Genomic DNA, 17196 nt, shown 5'->3' with positions numbered 1-17196 from the left:
ATTCCGGCTCAGCCGGCCAGGTACCGCCGCACCCAGCCGTCGGCGCCGAGGGCGAACTCGACGCGCCGCGACGCCGTGTCGCCGTTCGACGACAAGAACGTGAGCTGCGTCGGCGTCACCACGTCGACAGCGTGATCTGCGGCCGATCGGGGTCGTCGTTCGGCAGCCAGTCGACGAGCAGGGCCCAGGCCTCGTCCGGGATCGCGACGATAGTCGGCGCTGATGCCGTGGCGGCCGGGTCCGTCACGAGAGCGTGCCGGGCTCGAGCGCCGGGTGCGCGAAGCGCGCGATCTCTGCCAATGAGGCGACCCCCGCCTCGATCGCCGTGTCGTACAGCACCTTGCCCCACTCGGCGTTCGCCTGCGAGGCGTCGCCGACCACCCCGGCCTCGCCGAAGTCGTTCGACAGCCAGCCGAAGTGCACGGGGCCGCCGTTGAACTTCACGTACTCCAGGTCGAGCATGTGCTCGGGGATCCAGCGCTCTGCCTTCGTCATGTCGACGAGGTCGGGTCGCAGGTGCAGGATCATCGACGTCTCGCTGTGACCACCGTGGATGCCGAACCCGTGCTCGTCCGGCCCGTCCACCCCGTCGCCGCCCTTCATGTTCGACCCCATCAGGAAGGTGCGGAGGCCGAAGCGGCGACGCAGCTCGCGCAGCGCCACCTGGAGCAGGGCGATGTTTCCGCCGTGCCCGTTGTAGAAGACGAGCGTGCGCGCGTTGGTGGCGACGATCGAGCGGCCGATGTCGACGACCGTCTGGAGCAGCGTGTCGGCGTTCAGCCACATCGTGCCCGGGGCCCAGTGGTGCTCGTCCGACTTCGTGTAGGCGAGCGAAGGCAGCAGCCAGACGTCCTGGCCGGCCTGGGCCGCCGCCTCGACCACGCCGCGGCCGATCATGTCGGCCATCAGCCAGTCGGTCGAGAGCGGCAGGTGCGGGCCGTGGTGCTCGATCGCGCCGGTGGGCAGCACCAGCACCGACGACTCGGTCAGCGTCGTGGCGAGCGACGGCCCGGAGAGGTGGACGAGATCGCGGCTCACGAGACCTTCGCCCCCGTCACCAGGGTGGCGTCGACGAGCTTGCCCGGGTTGAGCAGGCCGTTCGGGTCGGTCGTCCTGGCGAGCTCGCGGGTGCGGGTCGGCTCGAAGTCGACGAACCACTGGTGCGGGTTGTGATAGCCCACGCCGAGCTCGGCGAGCCGGTCGAAGCCGGCGAACACCTCCTCGGGCGACGAGTACCGGCCGGCGAGCATGCCGATCGGGCGGCCGTGCGCCGTCTCGATGTGGAGCATGCCGCCGGGGTAGACGGCGTGCACCTCGTCGATCCGGTCGATCAGCGCATCGCCCGACACCTCGACGTGGAAGTACGTGTCGGGGTAGGCCTTCTGCAGCCACTCGATGGGGTGGTTGTACGACATCATGCTGATCTTCATGGAGGTCTGGGGGCCCTCGCGGACGTCCTCGACGCGACCGCCGGCCGCCTGAACGAGTGCCGTGGCGGCGTCGACGGTCGACGCGTCGAGGATCGCGCGGAGCGACGCGCGTCCGGCCGGGATGGCCGGGTCGTCGGGCAGGGCGTCGGCCAGCGTCGACAGGTCGCCCGAGGTCAGGCGCGGAAGCGGGTCGAGCTCGCCGAACGCCCGGATCAGCGGCAGGAGCTGCTCGAACGAGTCGAAGCTGGCGAAGAAGCCGCGCCAGTCCTGCAGGGGCTCGAGGGCGATGGTGGCGCGCACGATGATGCCGGCGGTGCCGTAGTTGTGGACGTACTTCTGGGCCTCGTCGCCCTCGACGTGCACGATCTCGCCGGTGCCGTCGGCGTGGACGATGTCGAGCGCCTTCACGAAGCCCTGGTGGTTGGAGCCGTGCTTGATCGAGCCGGTGCCGCCGGAGCCACCGGCGAGGAAGCCGCCGAGCGACGACTGCGCGGTCGACGGGTACATCAGGATCTGCTGGCCGGCCTTGTTCGCGGCCTGCTCGAGCGACACCATCGTGGCGCCCGCCTCGGCCGTGAGCTCGCCGTCGCCGACCGACACGACCGCGCGCGCCTTCGTCACGTCGAGCACGAGCCCGCCGGTGAACGGGATGGCCTGGCCGTAGTTGCCGGTGCCCTTGCCGCGCGGGGTGATCGGCACCCCGAGACGCGAGGCCGCGCCGACGACGACGGCGATCTCGTCGGCCGAGGTCGGGTAGGCGACGACGTCGGCGAGGCCGAGCGGCAGCTGGGCGCTGATGACCGGGGAGAGACGGGAGCCGTCGACGGAGGCCCTCTCGCGGGCCGCGAGCTCGACGGAGACGCCGCGCTCGCCGAGGAGCTCGCGCAGCTCGGCGATCAGTTCTTCGAGGGGGTAGGGCATGTGTCGCTTCGCGTCAGGAGTGGTCATGCTGTCACCGTGCTTTCCGTGAGGTGGGGTGCTGCGATGTCGCTGGTGGTGCGGCTCTGGGCGACGAGCCGCCCGGCGTGGATCACGTACCGGTCCGCGGGCGCGTTGGCCGTGACGTCGGCCAGCGAAGAACCGCGGACCGCCAGGAACTCGGCGCGCCCGCCGACGACCGCACCCGCCGGGGCCAGGCCCATCACCGACCGCGCCCCGTCGCTGACCGCCGCGTAGGCCTCGTCGATGGTGAGGTGGCCCGCCGTGACCAGGAGCATGGCGGTCTCGAGGGCGTCGCTGCGGCCGAGCGGGTTGAACGGGTCGCGCACGTTGTCGGCCCCGGCACCGAGGCGCACCCCGGCGTCGAGCAGCTCGCGCACCGCGGTGAGTCCGCGCGGGGTGGAGACCGGGTGCTCCCAGCCCTGCAGGTAGAGGTTGGTGATCGGGTTGGCGATGATGCCGATGTCGGCGGCCTTGACCAGGGCGATGAGGTCGTCGCGGGTGGTGGCGTCGACCGTTCCGAGCCGCACGCAGTGGCCGGCGCTGACGTTGACGGTCCAGTCCACGACCGTCTCGGCGAACTCGCCCAGCGTGACCGCGCCGGCGAGCGACTCGTCGGTGTGCAGGTCGACGCCGACCCCGCGCCGGGCGGCGATGGCGAGGAGCCGCTGCAGGTCGGCGCTCGGGTCGGGCGCCAGGTGCGACGACCCGCCGACGAGGTCGACGCCCAGGTCGAGGGCGGCCTCGACGGCGGCGTCGGGCACGTCGGGGCCGGCCAGCGCGACGAGCTCCAGGTCGACGAGGCCGGCGAGTTCCTGCCGCACCTGGACCAGGGCCTGGGCGCCGCGGAGGGGCTGGTCGCCCAGCAGGATGTCGACGTGGGAGCGGACAGCGGTCGTTCCCTGGCCGAGCATGCGGAGCAGCTGCTCGCGGGCCCGGTCGGCGATGTCGTCGACGGTCATCGTGCGGGCGTACTCGCGCCAGGCGGTGATCGCCGAGACGAGGTCGCCCATCGGGGGCCGGATGGCCTCCCACGAGAGGGCCTTGTCGAGGTGGGCGTGCGGCTCGGCGGGCGCGGTGAGGAGAACGTGGCCGGCGAGGTCCAGGACGGCGCCGCGGTCCAGGACGGCGCCGCGGTCGAGGGCGGCACCGGGATCCAGAGCGGCACCGGAATTGAGGGCGGCGCCCGGGTCGGCTGGCGCGCCCGCGGTCCGCGCCGCCTCGATGCGGGTTACGGTCTCGCCGTCGATCGTCACGTCGACGACGGAGCCGTCGGGCAGGGTCGCGTTCTGCAGGAGGGTGAGGCGGCGGGGGAGGAAGGGCACTGGCACGCTTTCGTCAGAATGTTGATGAGATCAACATGATTGAATCTACGGACGCCGCGTTTCCACGAGGTAACACGGTCGTTTCGACGTGTTAATTGCGGCTGCGGCCGCCGGTACGCCGTGGTACACACGTCACGGCGCTACTGCCCCTCGACCTTGGAGGACCCCGTCACCACGACCGACAGCGACACTGTCGCCGATACCGCAGCCCCTTCCGTCGACCGGCAGGCGCTGCTCGTCGGGCGCCGGATCCGAGGACTCCGTCGCGACCGCAAGCTGACCCTCGTGCAGCTCGCGGCCGCCGCCGAGCTGTCGCACCCCTTTCTGTCGCAGCTCGAACGCGGCCTGGCCCGGCCCAGCATGGTGTCGCTCGAGCGCATCGCGCGGGCCCTCGGCTCGTCGCAGGTCGAGCTGCTCGCCGCCGACGACGACGCGCCGGTCGACCAGCCCGGGATCGTCCTGGTCCGCGCCGGCGAGGGGTCGCACGGCCGCTACGGCGAGTCGGACGGCCGCATGCTCACGCACGGCCACCGCGGCTTCTCGCCGATGGAGCTCGTCGGCACGAACGTCGACCCGGGCGACTACTTCGCGCACGCCGAAGACGAGTTCGTGCACGTGCTCGACGGCACCGTCATCGTCGACCTCGGCGACGACGCGCCCCGCACCCTGACGCCCGGCGACTCGCTGTACTTCGTCGGCGGCACCCCGCACCGCTGGAAGGCCGCCGACGAGAGCGGCTACCGGATCATCGTCGTCAAAGAGAAGCCGCAGTCGCTGTGAACCATCCCGATCTCCACGAGACCCAGTTCGAGGTCGTCGTCGCCTCCCGCACCCGCGGAGCCGACGGCATCGACCTGTTCGAGCTCGCACCAGTGGCGGGCCTCTCGCTTCCCGGCTGGAACGCCGGCTCGCACATCGACGTCGTCCTGCCCGACGGCGACGTGCGCCAGTACTCCCTCTCGGGGCCGCCGCAGCCGGGCCGCAGCGAGAGCTGGCGCATCGGCGTGCTCCGCGAGCCCGACGGCCGCGGCGGCAGCGAGTGGCTGCACTCCGGCGTCCAGGCCGGCGACCGGCTGACCGTCGCCGGGCCGCGCAACCACTTCGAGTTCCAGCCCGTGCACGGCACGTCGTACGTGCTCGTCGCCGGCGGCATCGGCATCACGCCGATCTCGTCGATGGCCGCCGCGGCCGAGCGTGCCGGGGTGTCGTACGAGGTGCACTACGCCGGACGCTCGCGCTCGACGATGGCCCTCCTCGACGAGCTGCCCGACGCCGAGACGCACGTGTACGCCGCCGACGAGGGCCGGCGGCTCGACCTCGACGCGCTCTTCACCGGCATGAAGCCGTTCACGACCACGTTCTGCTGCGGACCCACCCGGCTCATCGAGGCGATCGAGAAGGCCGCCGCGGGGCGCCAGCTCGTCGTCGAGCGGTTCGCGCCGCGCGAGGTCGGCGAGCCGGTGCTGCAGGAGGCCTTCGAGGTCGAGCTGGCGCTCACCGGCGTCACCGTCACCGTGCCGCCCGACCGGTCGGTTCTCGACGTCGCCGAGGAGGCCGGCGCCCTCGTGCTGTCGAGCTGCCGCGAGGGCACCTGCGGCACCTGCGAGACCGTCGTGCTCGAAGGCGAGGTCGACCACCGCGACTCGATCCTCACGCCCGACGAGCAGACGGCGAACGAGGTCATGTACGTGTGCGTGTCGCGGGCGGCGTGCCCGCGGCTGGTGCTCGAGCTCTAGTCCGTCCGGCGCGGTCGACCCGGCGATGCGGCGCGAGTCTCGGGCCGCGGCGGTGTGCGGGTGCCGCTTCGCGGTGTCCACGGGCGCAGGAACTCGCCGCTCACCGCGGCACTCAGCGCCCGACGCGCGCCCGCAGCGCCGCCACCAGCTCCCGCTCGTCGGCGTTCACCAGGGCGTAGTCGCGCACGACCACCCGGCCGGCGACCACGACGTGCCGCGGACGCCTCCCCGGCGATGCCCACAGCAGCCCCGCGACGGGGTCGGCGACTCCGGCATCGGCCACCCCGCCGACGTCCCACACGCACAGGTCGGCGGCGGCTCCCGGTCGCAGGTGGCCGAGCTCGGGGCGCCCGAGACCGCGTGCTCCGCCGGCGGTGGCCATGCCGAGCACCGCCCGCGCCGAGAGCGGCGGGCCGACCAGCGGCGCCACCTGCATCGCGAGGCGCGCGTCGGCGAGCAGGTGCCCGGCGTCGTTCGAGCCGCCGCCCGAGGTGCCGAGCCCGACCGGCACGCCCGCCTCGCGCAGAGCAGCCACGGGTGAGATGCCCCAGCCCATCGGCAGATCGCAGCCCGGCGCGTGAGTCGCGGTCACGCCGGCTGCGGCGAGTCGAGCGATCTCGTCGGGCGTCACGTCGCAGAGGTGCGCCACGGTGACGTCGGGGCCGAGCCAGCCCCACTCGTCGAGCAGATCGATCGGCCGCCTCCCGTAGCGCTCGAGCGCGATCGCCGTGTCGACCTGCTCGTTGGCCTGGGTGCGCCGGCGCAGGCCGTGCCGAGCAGCGATCTCGCCGAGCGCCTCGAAGGTCTCGCGGGAGTCGCTGTGCACGCCGGCCGGTCCGACCGCGACCTGGAGCATCCCGTCGGCCCGCACGCCGCCGACCGCGCCGGGAACGAGCGCGCGCACGATCGCCTCGGCCGACTCCGCGGCGTCCGAGGCGGCGTCGCGCGCCGAGCCCCGCACGAAGACGAGGCGCCCGCCGAGTCGCGCCGCGGCGTCGGCGGTCGCCCGGGCCACGGCGGTCCGGTCGTCGACGGAGGCCTCGAGCGGCCAGTTCAGGTGGTGGTCGGCGACGGTGGTCACGCCGTTCAGGAGCCCCTCGGCCACCCCGGCGGCGGCCGACGCGGCAAGCAGCGAGGCGTCTATGCCCGCGTCGGAGTAGGCGGCGGCCATCGTCGGAAGCCATGTCGCCATCGGGACCCCGCGCGTGCCCGGCAGCGTCCTGAAGGCGCTCTGGAGCAGGTGGTGGTGCGCGTTGATCAGGCCCGGCGTGACCACGGCGTCGGTCGCGTCGAGGGTCTCGACGGCGTCGTCGCCGAGCGTGTCCACGATGAGGCCGTCCCGAGCGAGCAGGTCGCCGTCGCGCTCGATGTCCTCGTCGACGACGGTGCGCACGGCCCCGCTGATTCGCAGGGTCGGGGCAGGAGTCGGGGTCTGCGTCTGGGCCATGCCGCCATCGTGGCACCGCCATGTGTCGGCGATGTGTCGTCGCCGCCGGACCGCCTGCCGTCCGCTCGCCCGCCGTCCGCCCTCCGCCCGCCCGCGGCCGTCCGCCCCCCCTCCCCGCCGCGCCATCCTCAAAATTCAAGGAGATTTTCGCCCCAACGACCCCCGATCCGCATGGCGCCGTCGCCCGGCCGCCGGATCTCCTTGAAATTCGAGAAGGGGGCGCGACACGTAACACCGCCGAAACGGCGCCGTGCGACCCTGGGGAGATGTTCGAGATCGCCGACCGCCTGCTCTCCGCGCTCGCCGCGGGCCGCACGCTCGCGGTCGCGACGGCCGTGTCGATCGAGGGCAGCGCCCCGCGCACGGTCGGCACCTCGATGGCCTACGACGGCGAGGTCGTCATCGGCTCCATCGCCGGAGGCTGCGTCGAGGCCGCCGTGGTCGCCGAGGCCGAGGAGGTCCTCGCCGACGGGCGACCGCGCACCGTCGAGTACGGCGTCGACGACGAGACCGCGTTCTCGGTCGGACTCACCTGCGGCGGCCAGCTCCGCATCCGCATCGAGCGGGTCGACTCCGCGCACCCCCTGATGCAGGAACTCGGGTCTGCCGCGGCCGGCCGAGCAGCCGGCGCCGTCACGGTGGTCAGCGGCGTCGTCCCCGGCGGGTGGAGCGAGCGCATCGCCGCCGAGCTCAGCGCTCGTGTGGCGATCGGGGAGTCCGCCCTCACCACCCTCGACTGCGACGGGGCGCAGGTCGAGCTGTTCTTCGAGGTCGCGACGGCCCCGCCCGTCTTCGTCATCATCGGCGCCATGGAGTTCTCGACGGCGCTCGCCGCCGCGGCCCGCGTGCTCGGCTACCGGGTCGTGGTCACGGACCCGCGCGAGCTGTTCACGACGCAGGAGCGCTTCCCCGGCGCCGAGGTGATCGTCGGCTGGCCGCAGCGGGTGCTGCCGACGCTGGACCTCGACGAGCGGTCGGTCGTCTGCGTCCTGTCGCACGACGCGCGGTTCGACGCCCTGGCCATCCAGCTGGCGCTCGAGTCGCCGGCCTTCTACGTGGGTGCGATGGGGTCGCGGCGCACGCACGATCGACGCGTGGCATCGCTGAGGGAGCGCGGAGTTCCTGCGCCCGAGATCGCCCGGCTGAGGTCTCCGATCGGCCTGGACCTCGGCGCGTCGACGCCGGAGGAGACGGCGATCTCGATCCTGGCGGAGGTCATCGCGGCGCGCAACAACGCCTCGGCGGCCGCGCTCGCGACGACGACGGGGTCGATCCACCAACGTCGCGGAGTGCGGGCGATCCGCTAGAGCGGCTTGCGGGCGTCGACCAGGTAGCGGGTCGAGTAGGCGACGAACGGGCCGTCTGCCCGGATCAGGGCGTCGAGCTCGCGGAGCTTCGGCAGGTGGGCCTCGACCGTGAAGCCGGGGACCATCCAGATCACCTTGCGCAGGAAGTAGACCACCGCGCCGATGTCGAAGAACTCGATCCGGGTCTGCTCGTAGCGCAGGTCGGCGATCTCGAGCCCGGCGGCCTGGGCGGCGACCGTGTCGTCGTCGGGGTGCCGGCCGCGGCGGACGGACTCGGACTGCGGCCCGAGGAAGAACTCGACGAGCTCGAACACCGAGTGCGGGCCGACGTGCTGCGCGAAGTAGGCGCCCCCGGGCGAGAGCAGGCGGGCGATCTCGCTCCACCAGGGCTCGACGGGGTGGCGCGCGGTGATCAGGTCGAAGGTCGCGTCGGCGAAGGGGAGCGGCGGCTGCTCAGGACCGGCGACGACCACGACGCCGCGCGGACGCAGGAGCGCTGTCGCCTTGGCGAGGTTCGGCGGCCACGACTCGGTCGCGGCGGCGAGCGGCGGGATCGTCGGCAGGCCGGCCAGGACCTCCCCGCCGCCGGTGTCGATGTCGAGGGACGCGGTCGCGCCCGCCATCCGGTAGCCGAGGGCCTCGAAGAAGTGCCAGCTCGGGCGCTCCTCGGTAGCTCGGCCGTCGAGCCACGAGAAGTCCCACCCGTCGACCGACACCGCGGCTGCCTCGGTGATGAGGTCGTCGAATTCGCGCATGGGGCCAGTCTGCCGTGTCAGAGCCTCGTCCCGTCGTCGGCCGCCCCGCCCCGCCCCGTCGCCCCCGCCCCCAAGGCCGCCGAGGGGTCGCTGATTGTCGCGAAAAACGTTGAGGCGTACAACGAGCGACCTCTCGGCGACGGCCGGCGGTGGCGACGCCCCGCGACGCCGGCCGGCGGCCTAGCCGTGCAGCAGCCGCCACACGCGGTCGCGTGACATCGGCAGCTCGAAGGGCCGCACGCCGATCGCATCGCGGATCGCGTTGGCGAGCGCGGGCGCGACGGGGTTGTACGGCGCCTCGCTCATGCTCTTGGCGCCCAGCACGCCGGTGTCGTCGTGGGTCGACGCGAAGTGCACCTCGGTGACGGGGATGTCGGCGAACCGGGGCACGCGGTAGCTGCGGAACGCCGGCGTGGTCACGGTGCCGGCACCGTCGAGCAGCACCTCCTCGTAGAGCGCGGTCCCGATGGCCTGCGCCGTGCCGCCCTCGATCTGGCCCCTCAGCTGCTCCGGGTTCAGGACGGTGCCGGCATCAGCGGCCTGAATCGAGCGCAGGATCCGCACCTCGCCGGTCGTGGTGTCGACGGCGACCCTGAACGCGTGCACATTGAACGCGACCGACCGGGGCGTGCCGTTGTGGCTGCCATCGGCGACCAGCGGCCCGCCGGCGAGGAGCTCCGCCGGGGTGACGAGCCGATCGCCGACCAGCACGCCGTCGGCGGTGAGGGTGCCGGGCACGCGCTCGAGGATCGCCGCCTTGAGCTTCGTCGCGGCGGTGTGCAGGGCCTTGCCCGCGACGACGACGCCGGCCGACCCGTAGGCGCCGGTGTCGTAGCGGGCGACGTCGGTGTCGGACTGCCTGACCACGATGCGGTCGGGCGTCGTCTCGAGGACCGTCGCGGTGAGCTGCGTGTGGACGGTCGTGGTTCCGTTGCCGAACTCGGCTGTTCCGACGCCGATCGAGTACGTGCCGTCGGCGTTCAGCTCGACCGTCGTGTCGGCGAAGTGCCCGCGAGGGGGAGCAGTGGCGATCATCGCGACCGAGACGCCGGTGCCGAAGGCCCATTCGTCGCCCACGGGCACGGGGGTCTCGCCGGTGAGCGAGCCCGAGTCGGCGGGGGGCGGCGAGTTCAGGGCGTTCTCGACGAGGTCGATGCACTGGTCGAGGCCGTAGCTGCCGAACAGCAGGTCTTCGGCGTCGAGCGGGTCGACCACCGTGAGGTGCCCGCCCGACACGATGACGTTGCGGCGCCGGAACTCGAACGGGTCGATGTCGAGCTTGCGGGCGAGCTCGTCCATGGCCGATTCGACCGCGAAGATCACCTGGCCGAGTCCGTAGCCGCGGAACGCGCCCGACGGCGGGTTGTTCGTGTAGACCGACTCGGCGTCGACGCGCTTGTTCGGTGCACGGTAGACCGCCATCGACTCGCCGACGCTGTGGAACATCACGCCGATCCCGTGGTTGCCGTAGGCGCCGGTGTCCATGAGCTGGTCGACCGCGAGGGCCGTCAGGAGGCCGTCGCTGTCGGCGGCGGCCGTGACCTTGACGGTCATCGGGTGCCGGACGGTCGCGATGGTGAACTCGTCGTCGCGGGTGTACTCGTACTGGACGGTGCGCCCGGTGCGCAGGACCGCCATCGTCACGAGGTCTTCCGTCAGGAGTTCCTGCTTGCCTCCGAAGCCTCCGCCGACCCGGGCGGCGAACACGCGCACGCGATCCTGCGGCAGGCCGAAGATGTGCGCGATCTCGTCGCGGATCAGGAAGGGCACCTGGGTGCTGGTGCGGAGCACGAGTCGGCCGTCGTCGTCGATCCAGCCGCGCGTGGCGTGCGTCTCGAGAGCCGCGTGCGAGACGCGCTGGGTCTGCCAGGTTCCCTCGACGACGGCGTGCGCCTCGGCCAGAGCCGTGTCGACGTCGCCGTGCCAGCCGTGAAGCTGGGCGACGACGTTGCGTCCGGGCTCCGAAATGCGCGATTCGGGGCCCTTCTCGCCGTGCACCAGGTGCGCGCCGGGGAGCCGGGCCTCGTGCGGATCGAACACGGCGTCGAGCACCTCGTACTCGACGTCGATCTCGCGGAGGGCGAGCTCGGCGATGCGCACGGTGTCGGCGACGACGGCGGCGACGCGCTGCCCGCGGAACCGGATCACCGGGTCCATGACGAGCGTGTCGTCGGGGTCGTCGTTGCGGTCTTCGTGGCGGCCGGTCGAGAACAGCGTCGCGGGCGAGTCGCGGTGCGTGAAGACGACGTGCACCCCCTCCATCGCCTCGGCCCGCGACGTGTCGAGAGAGCGGATGCGCGCCGACGCGTGCGGACTCTTCAGGACGGCGAGGTGCAGCAGCTTCGTCGGCGTCGTGAAGTCGAGCGTGTACTGCTCGCGTCCGGTCACGACGCGCATCCCGGCGGGCGCCTTCACCGAGCGGCCGGCTGCGTCGCCGGCGGCGGCCGTCTCGACGTTCGTCACGCCCTGGATCGCGTCGCGGATCGCGCGGTAGCCGGTGCAGCGGCAGATGTTGCCCTTGAGCTTGCGCGGGAGGTCGTCGAGGTCGTCCTCCGTGAAGGTCGAGGCCGTCACGACCATCCCGGCGGTGCAGAAGCCGCACTGCAGTCCCGCGCCATCGACGAACGCCTGCTGCAGCGGGTGCGGCGCCTCGGGGGTTCCGAGACCGGCCACGGTGGTTACGCTTTTGCCCTCGAGCCGATGCGCGGGGTAGATGCACGAGTGGACGGGCTGCTCGTCGACCAGGACGCTGCACGCGCCGCAGTCGCCGGCGTCGCAGCCCTTCTTGACCTCGTAGTGCTCGTGCTCCCGCAGGAGCGTCCTGAGAACCTGCCCCGGCTCGGCCGTCGTCTCAAGCTCCTCGCCGTTGACCTCGAACCTCATGCGGCACCTCCAGCCGAAAGCTCCACCCGGATCTGCTCGGCGTACAGCCGCGACACGGCCTCCCGCCAGTCCGGAGCGCCGTGCGGGTCGTCGTACCAGACGTCTATGCCGTCCAGGGCATGCGCCAGTTCGGCGGCGGTCGGCACGCCGTCGAACCGCAGCTGCACGGGAGCCGGCGTCGACGCGGTCACTGTGACGACCACTGCGCCGTCGGCGTCCTGGCGTCCGATCACCAGCGTGCCCGACCGCCCCAGGTTCGAGAGGGCGATGCGCCGGAAGGCGACCCTCGCCTCGAGCGACTTCACCGGGATCTCGATCGAGCGCAGGAACTCCTCCGGCCCCATCGCCGTGGTCCGCACCCCGGTCACGAACTCGGCCACCGCCGCCCGGCGCTCGCCTCCCTCGGCGTCCCAGATGACGGCGACCGCGTCGAGCCCCGCCAGCAGGGACGTCATCGCGCCCGCGGGGAGGGCTGTGCACACGTTGCCGCCCACGGTGGCCATGTTCCAGATCTTGAAGCTCATCAGGAGGGAGTCCGCGCAGAGTCGGACGAGTTCCTGCGCCGGCCACTCGGGTCGCAGCGGGATCTCGGTGAGCTCCCGGATCAGGCAGGTGGCGGCGATGGTCAGGGTGTCGGGGGTCTCGACGACGGGCTCCCACCCCAGCGCCATGAGGTCGACGAGGCCGGTCACCTCCGGCTGCTGCTCGGAGAACAGCCACGAGCCGCCGCCCAGCGGCCGGACGCCGGCCGAGAGCACGACATCGCCGCGGGTGCGGGGCACCGTGATCTGAGTTACGCCGACGAGGTCCATGTGTTCACCGAGTCAACATCATCGCTGTTTCGGGGGTGTTTCCGGGCCCGGCGGGTCGCCGATCGCCGATCGCCGGTTGCGGTTGCGGCCTCAGGACGGCCGGGCATCCACGTCGGCGCCGGTGGAGAGGTCGCCGCACTCCACCTCGACGACGCCGTGCGCCGTGAGGTAGGGGCGGGCTCCGCGGTCGCCGACCAGGGCGGCGGCTAGTTGCGGCACGTGATCCCGGCCGATGAGCACGGGGTGGCCCGGGCGGCCGTCGAACACCGCCTGGCGGAGGGCCGCTGCCGCAGTGCCGGCCTCGACGACGCGTCGCGCGACCGAGACGGGCAGGTCGGGGAGGTCGACGAGCGTGACGAGCACGGCGTCGGCGTCGCCCGCGGCGGCCAGCCCCGCCCGCAGGCTCGCACCGAGCCCGGACTCCCAGTCGGCGGCGACCACGTGCCGGGCGCCGGGAGGCAGCAGCGCGGTCGCCTCGTCGGCGCGCGCCCCCAGAACGACCGTGACGGGGTCGCAGCCCGCATCGCGCAGCAGACCGCAGGCGAGGTGGAGCCACGGCGTCCCGTCATCCTCGCGCACGAGCGCCTTCGGCATGCCCATGCGGCTTCCGGCCCCGGCGGCGAGCACGATCCCGTGCAGCGACGGGGCGGGCAGCTCGGGCATGGCTACAGTTGACCACACCATGATCGACGTCTCCGAGGCCGACCTCAGCGCGGCCCTCCACGTGTCCCGATTCGCCCGCGAGGTCGGTGCCGGATCGCCCTACGCCGACTGGCCGGCCCTCCGCCAGGCGGCCCACGATGCCGCCACGCCGCTCAGCCCGGCCGAGATCGACGAGGCGATGGCGTCGCACCCGCGCATCGGCGAGAAGCCGACCGGCACGTCGGCGTCGGCGAACTTCAGCCGGTCGGAGCAGCAGGCGCCCGACGCCTCCGACGAGACCATCGCCGAGGCGCTCGCCGAAGGCAACGCCGCGTACGAGGAGCGCTTCGGGCGTGTCTTCCTCATCCGCGCCGCCGGGCGCTCGCGCGCCGAGGTGCTGTCGGAGCTCCGCCGCCGCATCGTGCTCGACGACGACGCCGAGCTCGAGATCGTCGGCGAGCAGCTGCGCGACATCGCCCTGCTGCGTCTCGAGACGCTGTTCGGGGGTGCCGCATGAGCCACGTCACCACGCACGTGCTCGACTCGTCGCTCGGCCGGCCCGCCGCCGGGATCGAGATCCAGCTGCAGGAACTCGACGGCTCACCGATCGCCACCGGCATCACGAATGCCGACGGCCGCGTTCCCGAGCTCGGCCCCGAGCGCCTCGCGGCCGGCGCGTACCGGCTCGTATTCGCTACCGGGGCGTACTTCGCCGCTTCGAGCACGCCGACCTTCTACCCGAGCATCACCATCGACTTCGACCTCGCGGACGAGTCGTCGCACTATCACGTGCCGGTGCTGCTGAGTCCCTTCGCCTACAGCACCTATCGCGGCAGCTGATCATAGGTGCCGCGCGGCAGCTGATCATAAGTGCCGCGCGGCAGCTGACTCCAGGCCCGGCGCGGCAGCCACCCCGGCCCGGAAATTCAAGGAGATTGTGCTGGCGGCGAGCCGAGCCATGCCGATCGGCGCGCGCCCCAGCCGGAAATCTCCTTGAATTTATGAGGCAGGTCAGTAGTCGGTGCGGGCGTCGGCCTCGAGCCACGCGTCGAACGGCGCCGCGGCGTTCTCGGGCCGGGCCGTGTCGATGGCCATGCTCCACTCGGAGCGAGGCGTCGCGAACAGCTCGTAGAACGCGAGGTCGTCGAACCCTCCGCGGGCGGCGTCGTACCGGTCGGCCGCGAAGACGACCCGGTCGAGACGGGCCCAGAGCGACGCCGAGAGGCACAGCGGGCACGGCTCGCACGACGTGTAGAGGGTGGCTCCGGCGAGCGAGAAGTCGCCCACGACCTGGCACGCGGCCCGGATCGCGCTGACCTCGGCGTGCGCCGTCGGGTCGAGGTCGCGCGTCACCCGGTTCTGCCCGGTGGCGAGGACGGCTCCGTCGCGCACGATGACGGCTCCGAAGGGGCCGCCGCCGTCGGCGACGTTCTGCTTCGCGAGCTCGATGGCCTGCGCCAGATAGCCGGCGTCGACCGCGTCGGGCTCGACGGCGGTCGTCATGCCGGTGTCCGTTCCGTCCGAGCCGCTCATGCCAGACCCGCCGCGGAGCGCCACGCGTCGTTCGCCGGAGGGGCGTCGTCGCGGATCAGCGTCGCCTCGATCAGCCCGTAGGCGCGGTCGGCCGCCCAGAAGACCTCGCCCTTGTTCTCGACACCGAAGCGGCCGATGTCGTAGTCGAAATGGTGCTTGTTCGGGGCCTTCAGACGCACCTCGGCGATGAACGGGAACGCCTCCATGACGGCGGTGCCCATGTGGAAGAGCGTCTGCTGGAGCGCCAGGGAGTGCAGAGTCGCGAACTCCTTCACCATCAGAGCCTTGATCGCCGGGTAGACGGCGTTCCAGTCGACGTCGACCGACGAGAAGCGCCACCGGGCCTCGAGTGCAGTCGCCATGATCCGGTCGGTGACCTCGGGCAGAGTCGTGAACTCGTCTTTGAGGAAGCCGTGGAACTCCGATCCGGTCGACTTGAGCAGCACGAGGTCCTTCAGGCCGCCGATCACGTACTCGCCGGTCGCATCGACCGTGATCGCGGCGGTGCGCACCTCCTGCCCTCTGCGGAGCCAGGTGTGGTCGTGCTCGGTGCCGTTGACGACGGCGCGCTCCCACTCGTATTCCTCGATCTCGATCCGGGCGCCCTCGACGGGGTCGATGTCGTGCACGAAGTGGCGCGCGAGCTCGAGCCCGTACTGCTCGATCGTGTCGACGCCCTTGGTCTTCGCGAAGGCGTACGCCGTGTTCTTTTGGGTGTCGGTGGGGAGCACGTTCGCCTGGTCGCCCTCGAGGTACGCGGGGGCGAACGGACCGCGCAGGGCGGTCGACACGTTCAGGTCGCGGATCTCGTGGCGCGGGCTGTCGCGGACGATGCGGACGACGCGGGACTCCGCTTTTCCGTACTGGTTGTCTCCGAGGATGATGGCCATGATGGTGAGTCTGTCAACACTTTGTGACCGGAGTGTTTCGTGACGGTTCCGGGCGCGTGCCGCGGTCGGCACCCGGAGGCGCCGGCCGCGGCGAGGAGATCACCGGCTCAGCGCTCGCCGATGGTGTTCTTCGAGCCGGTGTCGCTGGTCTTGGGCTTCTGGGTGGCGCCGAAGTAGACGGTGTTGCCGTCGCCCGAGGTCGTGATCGACGCGGCGGAGTCGACGGTCACCGTGTTGTCGGAGCCGCTGACCTCGACCGACGTGACGGTGCGGAGGCTGACGATCTTGTGCGAGCCGGAGACGACGACCGACGCGCAGTCGGAGGTGGCGTTGACGGCTTTGGGCGCCGAGGCGGGGATGGTCATGACACCGTCGACGCAGGCGGGGGCCGTGGCGGCGGCGGTCGGAGTTCCTGCGCCCGAATCCGGGGTGGACGAGGCGCAGCCCGCGAGCGCGAGGGCTGCGGCGGCGAGGGCGAGGGTGATCCTGGTGGAGCGCATGGTTCGAGGTGCTTTCTGGTGGTGCGTGCGCCTGCGGGGTGCCGAAGGCCCCGAAAACCCTAACGGGTTGCGTCAGAACGTCGCCTGCTAGCGTCGGCGGGTGGCCACGAAAGCAGAGAAGTCGGCGGAGCGTCGGGCGAAGGCGGAAGCCCTCCGCAAGCAGGAGGAGGCGCAGCAGCGTCGGCGCCTGATCTTCATCATCGCCGGGGCGGTCGCGACGGCGATCGTCATCGTGCTGATCTTCGTGAGCACGATCGACGGCAACAAGGCGGCTGACACCGGGGCGGCGTCGACTCAGGTCATCCCGGCGGCGGTACCGGGCACGACCAAGGTCGCCGCGGCGAAGGCGACTCCGGTGGCCGACGACTCCGGCATCGACGGAGTACTCGCCTGGGACACCACCGGCTGGCCCGGTGACGGCAAGGACCACACCGGCGCTCTCGAGCACGACCACGTCACCGGACCCGTGACGTACAGCGTGACGCCGCCCGTCGGCGGGCCGCACGACGCCATCTGGATGAACGCCGGCGTGTACACGAAGCCCGTGCCGACCGAGCGCGCCGTGCACAACCTCGAGCACGGCGCCGTCTGGATCACGTACGACCCCGACCTCCCCGCGGACCAGGTGAAGCAGCTCACCGCGTTCGTCGGCAGGCAGACGATGATCGACGAGACCGAGCAGAACGTCACCGGCCAGGCCAACCGCTACGTCGACCTCAGCCCGTGGGCGTCGGACGACCTCCCGTCGAAGATCGTGATCAGCGCGTGGGGTCACCAGCTGCGGGTCGACAGCGCCGACGACTCGCGGCTGCAGACGTTCGTCGACACGTTCCGCGACAGCAAGACCTACACGCCCGAGTACGGCGCTCAGGTCGACGGCGTGCCCGTGCAGACCGGCGGCGTGCCTGCCTCGGACGGCAGCCGCAAGGCGAACCCGGCCGGATCGGCGAGCGAGTAGCCGCCCCAGCACGAGCCCGGGGAGGTCGAGCGGGGGGTC

General features: G+C 72.1%; 18 protein-coding genes. 6 read left to right on the top strand and 12 right to left on the bottom strand.

The window, feature by feature from the left end:
• Positions 1 to 115: 115 nt before the first annotated feature.
• Genes AC3CBB_RS14165 through AC3CBB_RS14150 form a run of 4 tightly spaced genes read right to left on the bottom strand, consistent with a single transcriptional unit; the run spans position 116 to position 3694 of the window.
• Positions 116 to 247 carry a hypothetical protein gene (locus tag AC3CBB_RS14165; protein ID WP_488625090.1) on the bottom strand — a complete coding sequence of 44 codons (132 nt, stop codon included), beginning with the start codon at positions 245 to 247 and terminating at the stop codon, positions 116 to 118.
• The gene (locus tag AC3CBB_RS14160) at positions 244 to 1038 is read right to left on the bottom strand and encodes a creatininase family protein (protein ID WP_488625089.1); all 795 of its coding nucleotides are present in this window, start codon (positions 1036 to 1038) and stop codon (positions 244 to 246) included. Before AC3CBB_RS14160 ends, AC3CBB_RS14165 begins: the two co-directional genes overlap by 4 nt.
• A complete protein-coding gene (locus tag AC3CBB_RS14155; protein WP_488625088.1) occupies positions 1035 to 2378 on the bottom strand; it encodes an FAD-binding oxidoreductase in 1344 nt (447 codons plus the stop codon). Before AC3CBB_RS14155 ends, AC3CBB_RS14160 begins: the two co-directional genes overlap by 4 nt.
• Positions 2375 to 3694 carry an amidohydrolase family protein gene (locus AC3CBB_RS14150; RefSeq protein ID WP_488625087.1) on the bottom strand — a complete coding sequence of 440 codons (1320 nt, stop codon included), beginning with the start codon at positions 3692 to 3694 and terminating at the stop codon, positions 2375 to 2377. Before AC3CBB_RS14150 ends, AC3CBB_RS14155 begins: the two co-directional genes overlap by 4 nt.
• Positions 3695 to 3814: 120 nt before the next feature.
• Here AC3CBB_RS14150 and AC3CBB_RS14145 point away from each other — a divergent pair, with 120 nt between their 5' ends.
• The gene (locus AC3CBB_RS14145) at positions 3815 to 4474 is read left to right on the top strand and encodes a helix-turn-helix domain-containing protein (RefSeq protein ID WP_488625086.1); all 660 of its coding nucleotides are present in this window, start codon (positions 3815 to 3817) and stop codon (positions 4472 to 4474) included.
• The gene (locus AC3CBB_RS14140) at positions 4471 to 5430 is read left to right on the top strand and encodes a PDR/VanB family oxidoreductase (protein WP_488625085.1); all 960 of its coding nucleotides are present in this window, start codon (positions 4471 to 4473) and stop codon (positions 5428 to 5430) included. The genes AC3CBB_RS14145 and AC3CBB_RS14140 overlap by 4 nt, the downstream gene beginning before the upstream one ends.
• Positions 5431 to 5542: 112 nt before the next feature.
• Here AC3CBB_RS14140 and AC3CBB_RS14135 read toward each other — a convergent pair whose 3' ends face one another.
• Positions 5543 to 6877: an amidohydrolase family protein gene (locus AC3CBB_RS14135; protein ID WP_488625084.1), complete on the bottom strand. Its 1335-nt coding sequence runs from the start codon at positions 6875 to 6877 to the stop codon at positions 5543 to 5545.
• Between the two features lie 266 nt (positions 6878 to 7143).
• Here AC3CBB_RS14135 and AC3CBB_RS14130 point away from each other — a divergent pair, with 266 nt between their 5' ends.
• Positions 7144 to 8184, top strand: a complete 1041-nt coding sequence (locus tag AC3CBB_RS14130; RefSeq protein WP_488625083.1) for an XdhC family protein — start codon at positions 7144 to 7146, stop codon at positions 8182 to 8184.
• Here the strand turns inward: AC3CBB_RS14130 and AC3CBB_RS14125 are convergent.
• The 4 genes from AC3CBB_RS14125 to AC3CBB_RS14110 form a co-directional block, all read right to left on the bottom strand.
• Positions 8181 to 8939, bottom strand: coding sequence for a methyltransferase domain-containing protein (locus tag AC3CBB_RS14125; protein ID WP_488625082.1), 759 nt, complete (start codon positions 8937 to 8939; stop codon positions 8181 to 8183). The two genes, AC3CBB_RS14130 and AC3CBB_RS14125, sit on opposite strands and share 4 nt — an antisense overlap.
• A 180-nt stretch (positions 8940 to 9119) precedes the next feature.
• Positions 9120 to 11822, bottom strand: a complete 2703-nt coding sequence (locus AC3CBB_RS14120) for a molybdopterin-dependent oxidoreductase (protein ID WP_488625081.1) — start codon at positions 11820 to 11822, stop codon at positions 9120 to 9122.
• Complete coding sequence (locus tag AC3CBB_RS14115; RefSeq protein ID WP_123505834.1) at positions 11819 to 12634, bottom strand: FAD binding domain-containing protein; 816 nt, start codon at positions 12632 to 12634, stop codon at positions 11819 to 11821. Before AC3CBB_RS14115 ends, AC3CBB_RS14120 begins: the two co-directional genes overlap by 4 nt.
• A gap of 90 nt (positions 12635 to 12724) precedes the next feature.
• Positions 12725 to 13318, bottom strand: a complete 594-nt coding sequence (locus AC3CBB_RS14110) for a nucleotidyltransferase family protein (RefSeq protein ID WP_488625080.1) — start codon at positions 13316 to 13318, stop codon at positions 12725 to 12727.
• On the opposite strand from AC3CBB_RS14110, the gene uraD reads away from it, so the two are divergent.
• Together uraD and uraH are read left to right on the top strand one after the other, a co-directional pair.
• Positions 13317 to 13793, top strand: coding sequence for a 2-oxo-4-hydroxy-4-carboxy-5-ureidoimidazoline decarboxylase (gene uraD / locus AC3CBB_RS14105; RefSeq protein ID WP_488625079.1), 477 nt, complete (start codon positions 13317 to 13319; stop codon positions 13791 to 13793). The two genes, AC3CBB_RS14110 and uraD, sit on opposite strands and share 2 nt — an antisense overlap.
• Positions 13790 to 14116, top strand: coding sequence for a hydroxyisourate hydrolase (uraH, locus tag AC3CBB_RS14100; protein WP_488625078.1), 327 nt, complete (start codon positions 13790 to 13792; stop codon positions 14114 to 14116). The genes uraD and uraH overlap by 4 nt, the downstream gene beginning before the upstream one ends.
• A 171-nt stretch (positions 14117 to 14287) precedes the next feature.
• On the opposite strand, the gene AC3CBB_RS14095 is transcribed toward uraH, so the two are convergent.
• The 3 genes from AC3CBB_RS14095 to AC3CBB_RS14085 form a co-directional block, all read right to left on the bottom strand.
• The gene (locus tag AC3CBB_RS14095) at positions 14288 to 14809 is read right to left on the bottom strand and encodes a nucleoside deaminase (protein WP_370454075.1); all 522 of its coding nucleotides are present in this window, start codon (positions 14807 to 14809) and stop codon (positions 14288 to 14290) included.
• Positions 14806 to 15699: a factor-independent urate hydroxylase gene (pucL, locus tag AC3CBB_RS14090; protein WP_488625077.1), complete on the bottom strand. Its 894-nt coding sequence runs from the start codon at positions 15697 to 15699 to the stop codon at positions 14806 to 14808. Before pucL ends, AC3CBB_RS14095 begins: the two co-directional genes overlap by 4 nt.
• 107 nt (positions 15700 to 15806) lie before the next feature.
• Positions 15807 to 16199 (bottom strand): DUF3060 domain-containing protein, encoded by a 393-nt coding sequence (locus tag AC3CBB_RS14085; RefSeq protein WP_488625076.1) that lies wholly within the window; start codon positions 16197 to 16199, stop codon positions 15807 to 15809.
• Positions 16200 to 16299: 100 nt separating this feature from the next.
• On the opposite strand from AC3CBB_RS14085, the gene AC3CBB_RS14080 reads away from it, so the two are divergent.
• The gene (locus tag AC3CBB_RS14080; RefSeq protein ID WP_488625075.1) at positions 16300 to 17157 is read left to right on the top strand and encodes a thioredoxin-like domain-containing protein; all 858 of its coding nucleotides are present in this window, start codon (positions 16300 to 16302) and stop codon (positions 17155 to 17157) included.
• The last annotated feature ends 39 nt before the right edge of the window (positions 17158 to 17196 follow it).

The organism is Frondihabitans sp. OV104 (genome assembly GCF_057787745.1).
The sequence above is the reverse complement of the archived record's forward strand: the minus strand, read 5'-3'. Positions and strand labels throughout refer to the sequence as shown.

Bases quoted from the DNA above. Each gene is read 5' to 3' on its own strand.
- AC3CBB_RS14155 (WP_488625088.1), bottom strand. From the start codon at position 2,378: ATGACCACTCCTGACGCGAAGCGACACATGCCCTACCCCCTCGAAGAA.
- AC3CBB_RS14135 (WP_488625084.1), bottom strand. From the start codon at position 6,877: ATGGCCCAGACGCAGACCCCGACTCCTGCCCCGACCCTGCGAATCAGC.
- AC3CBB_RS14130 (WP_488625083.1), top strand. From the start codon at position 7,144: ATGTTCGAGATCGCCGACCGCCTGCTCTCCGCGCTCGCCGCGGGCCGC.
- AC3CBB_RS14125 (WP_488625082.1), bottom strand. From the start codon at position 8,939: ATGCGCGAATTCGACGACCTCATCACCGAGGCAGCCGCGGTGTCGGTC.
- AC3CBB_RS14120 (WP_488625081.1), bottom strand. From the start codon at position 11,822: ATGAGGTTCGAGGTCAACGGCGAGGAGCTTGAGACGACGGCCGAGCCG.
- AC3CBB_RS14115 (WP_123505834.1), bottom strand. From the start codon at position 12,634: ATGGACCTCGTCGGCGTAACTCAGATCACGGTGCCCCGCACCCGCGGC.
- uraD (WP_488625079.1), top strand. From the start codon at position 13,317: ATGATCGACGTCTCCGAGGCCGACCTCAGCGCGGCCCTCCACGTGTCC.
- AC3CBB_RS14110 (WP_488625080.1), bottom strand. From the start codon at position 13,318: ATGGTGTGGTCAACTGTAGCCATGCCCGAGCTGCCCGCCCCGTCGCTG.
- uraH (WP_488625078.1), top strand. From the start codon at position 13,790: ATGAGCCACGTCACCACGCACGTGCTCGACTCGTCGCTCGGCCGGCCC.
- AC3CBB_RS14095 (WP_370454075.1), bottom strand. From the start codon at position 14,809: ATGAGCGGCTCGGACGGAACGGACACCGGCATGACGACCGCCGTCGAG.
- pucL (WP_488625077.1), bottom strand. From the start codon at position 15,699: ATGGCCATCATCCTCGGAGACAACCAGTACGGAAAAGCGGAGTCCCGC.
- AC3CBB_RS14085 (WP_488625076.1), bottom strand. From the start codon at position 16,199: ATGCGCTCCACCAGGATCACCCTCGCCCTCGCCGCCGCAGCCCTCGCG.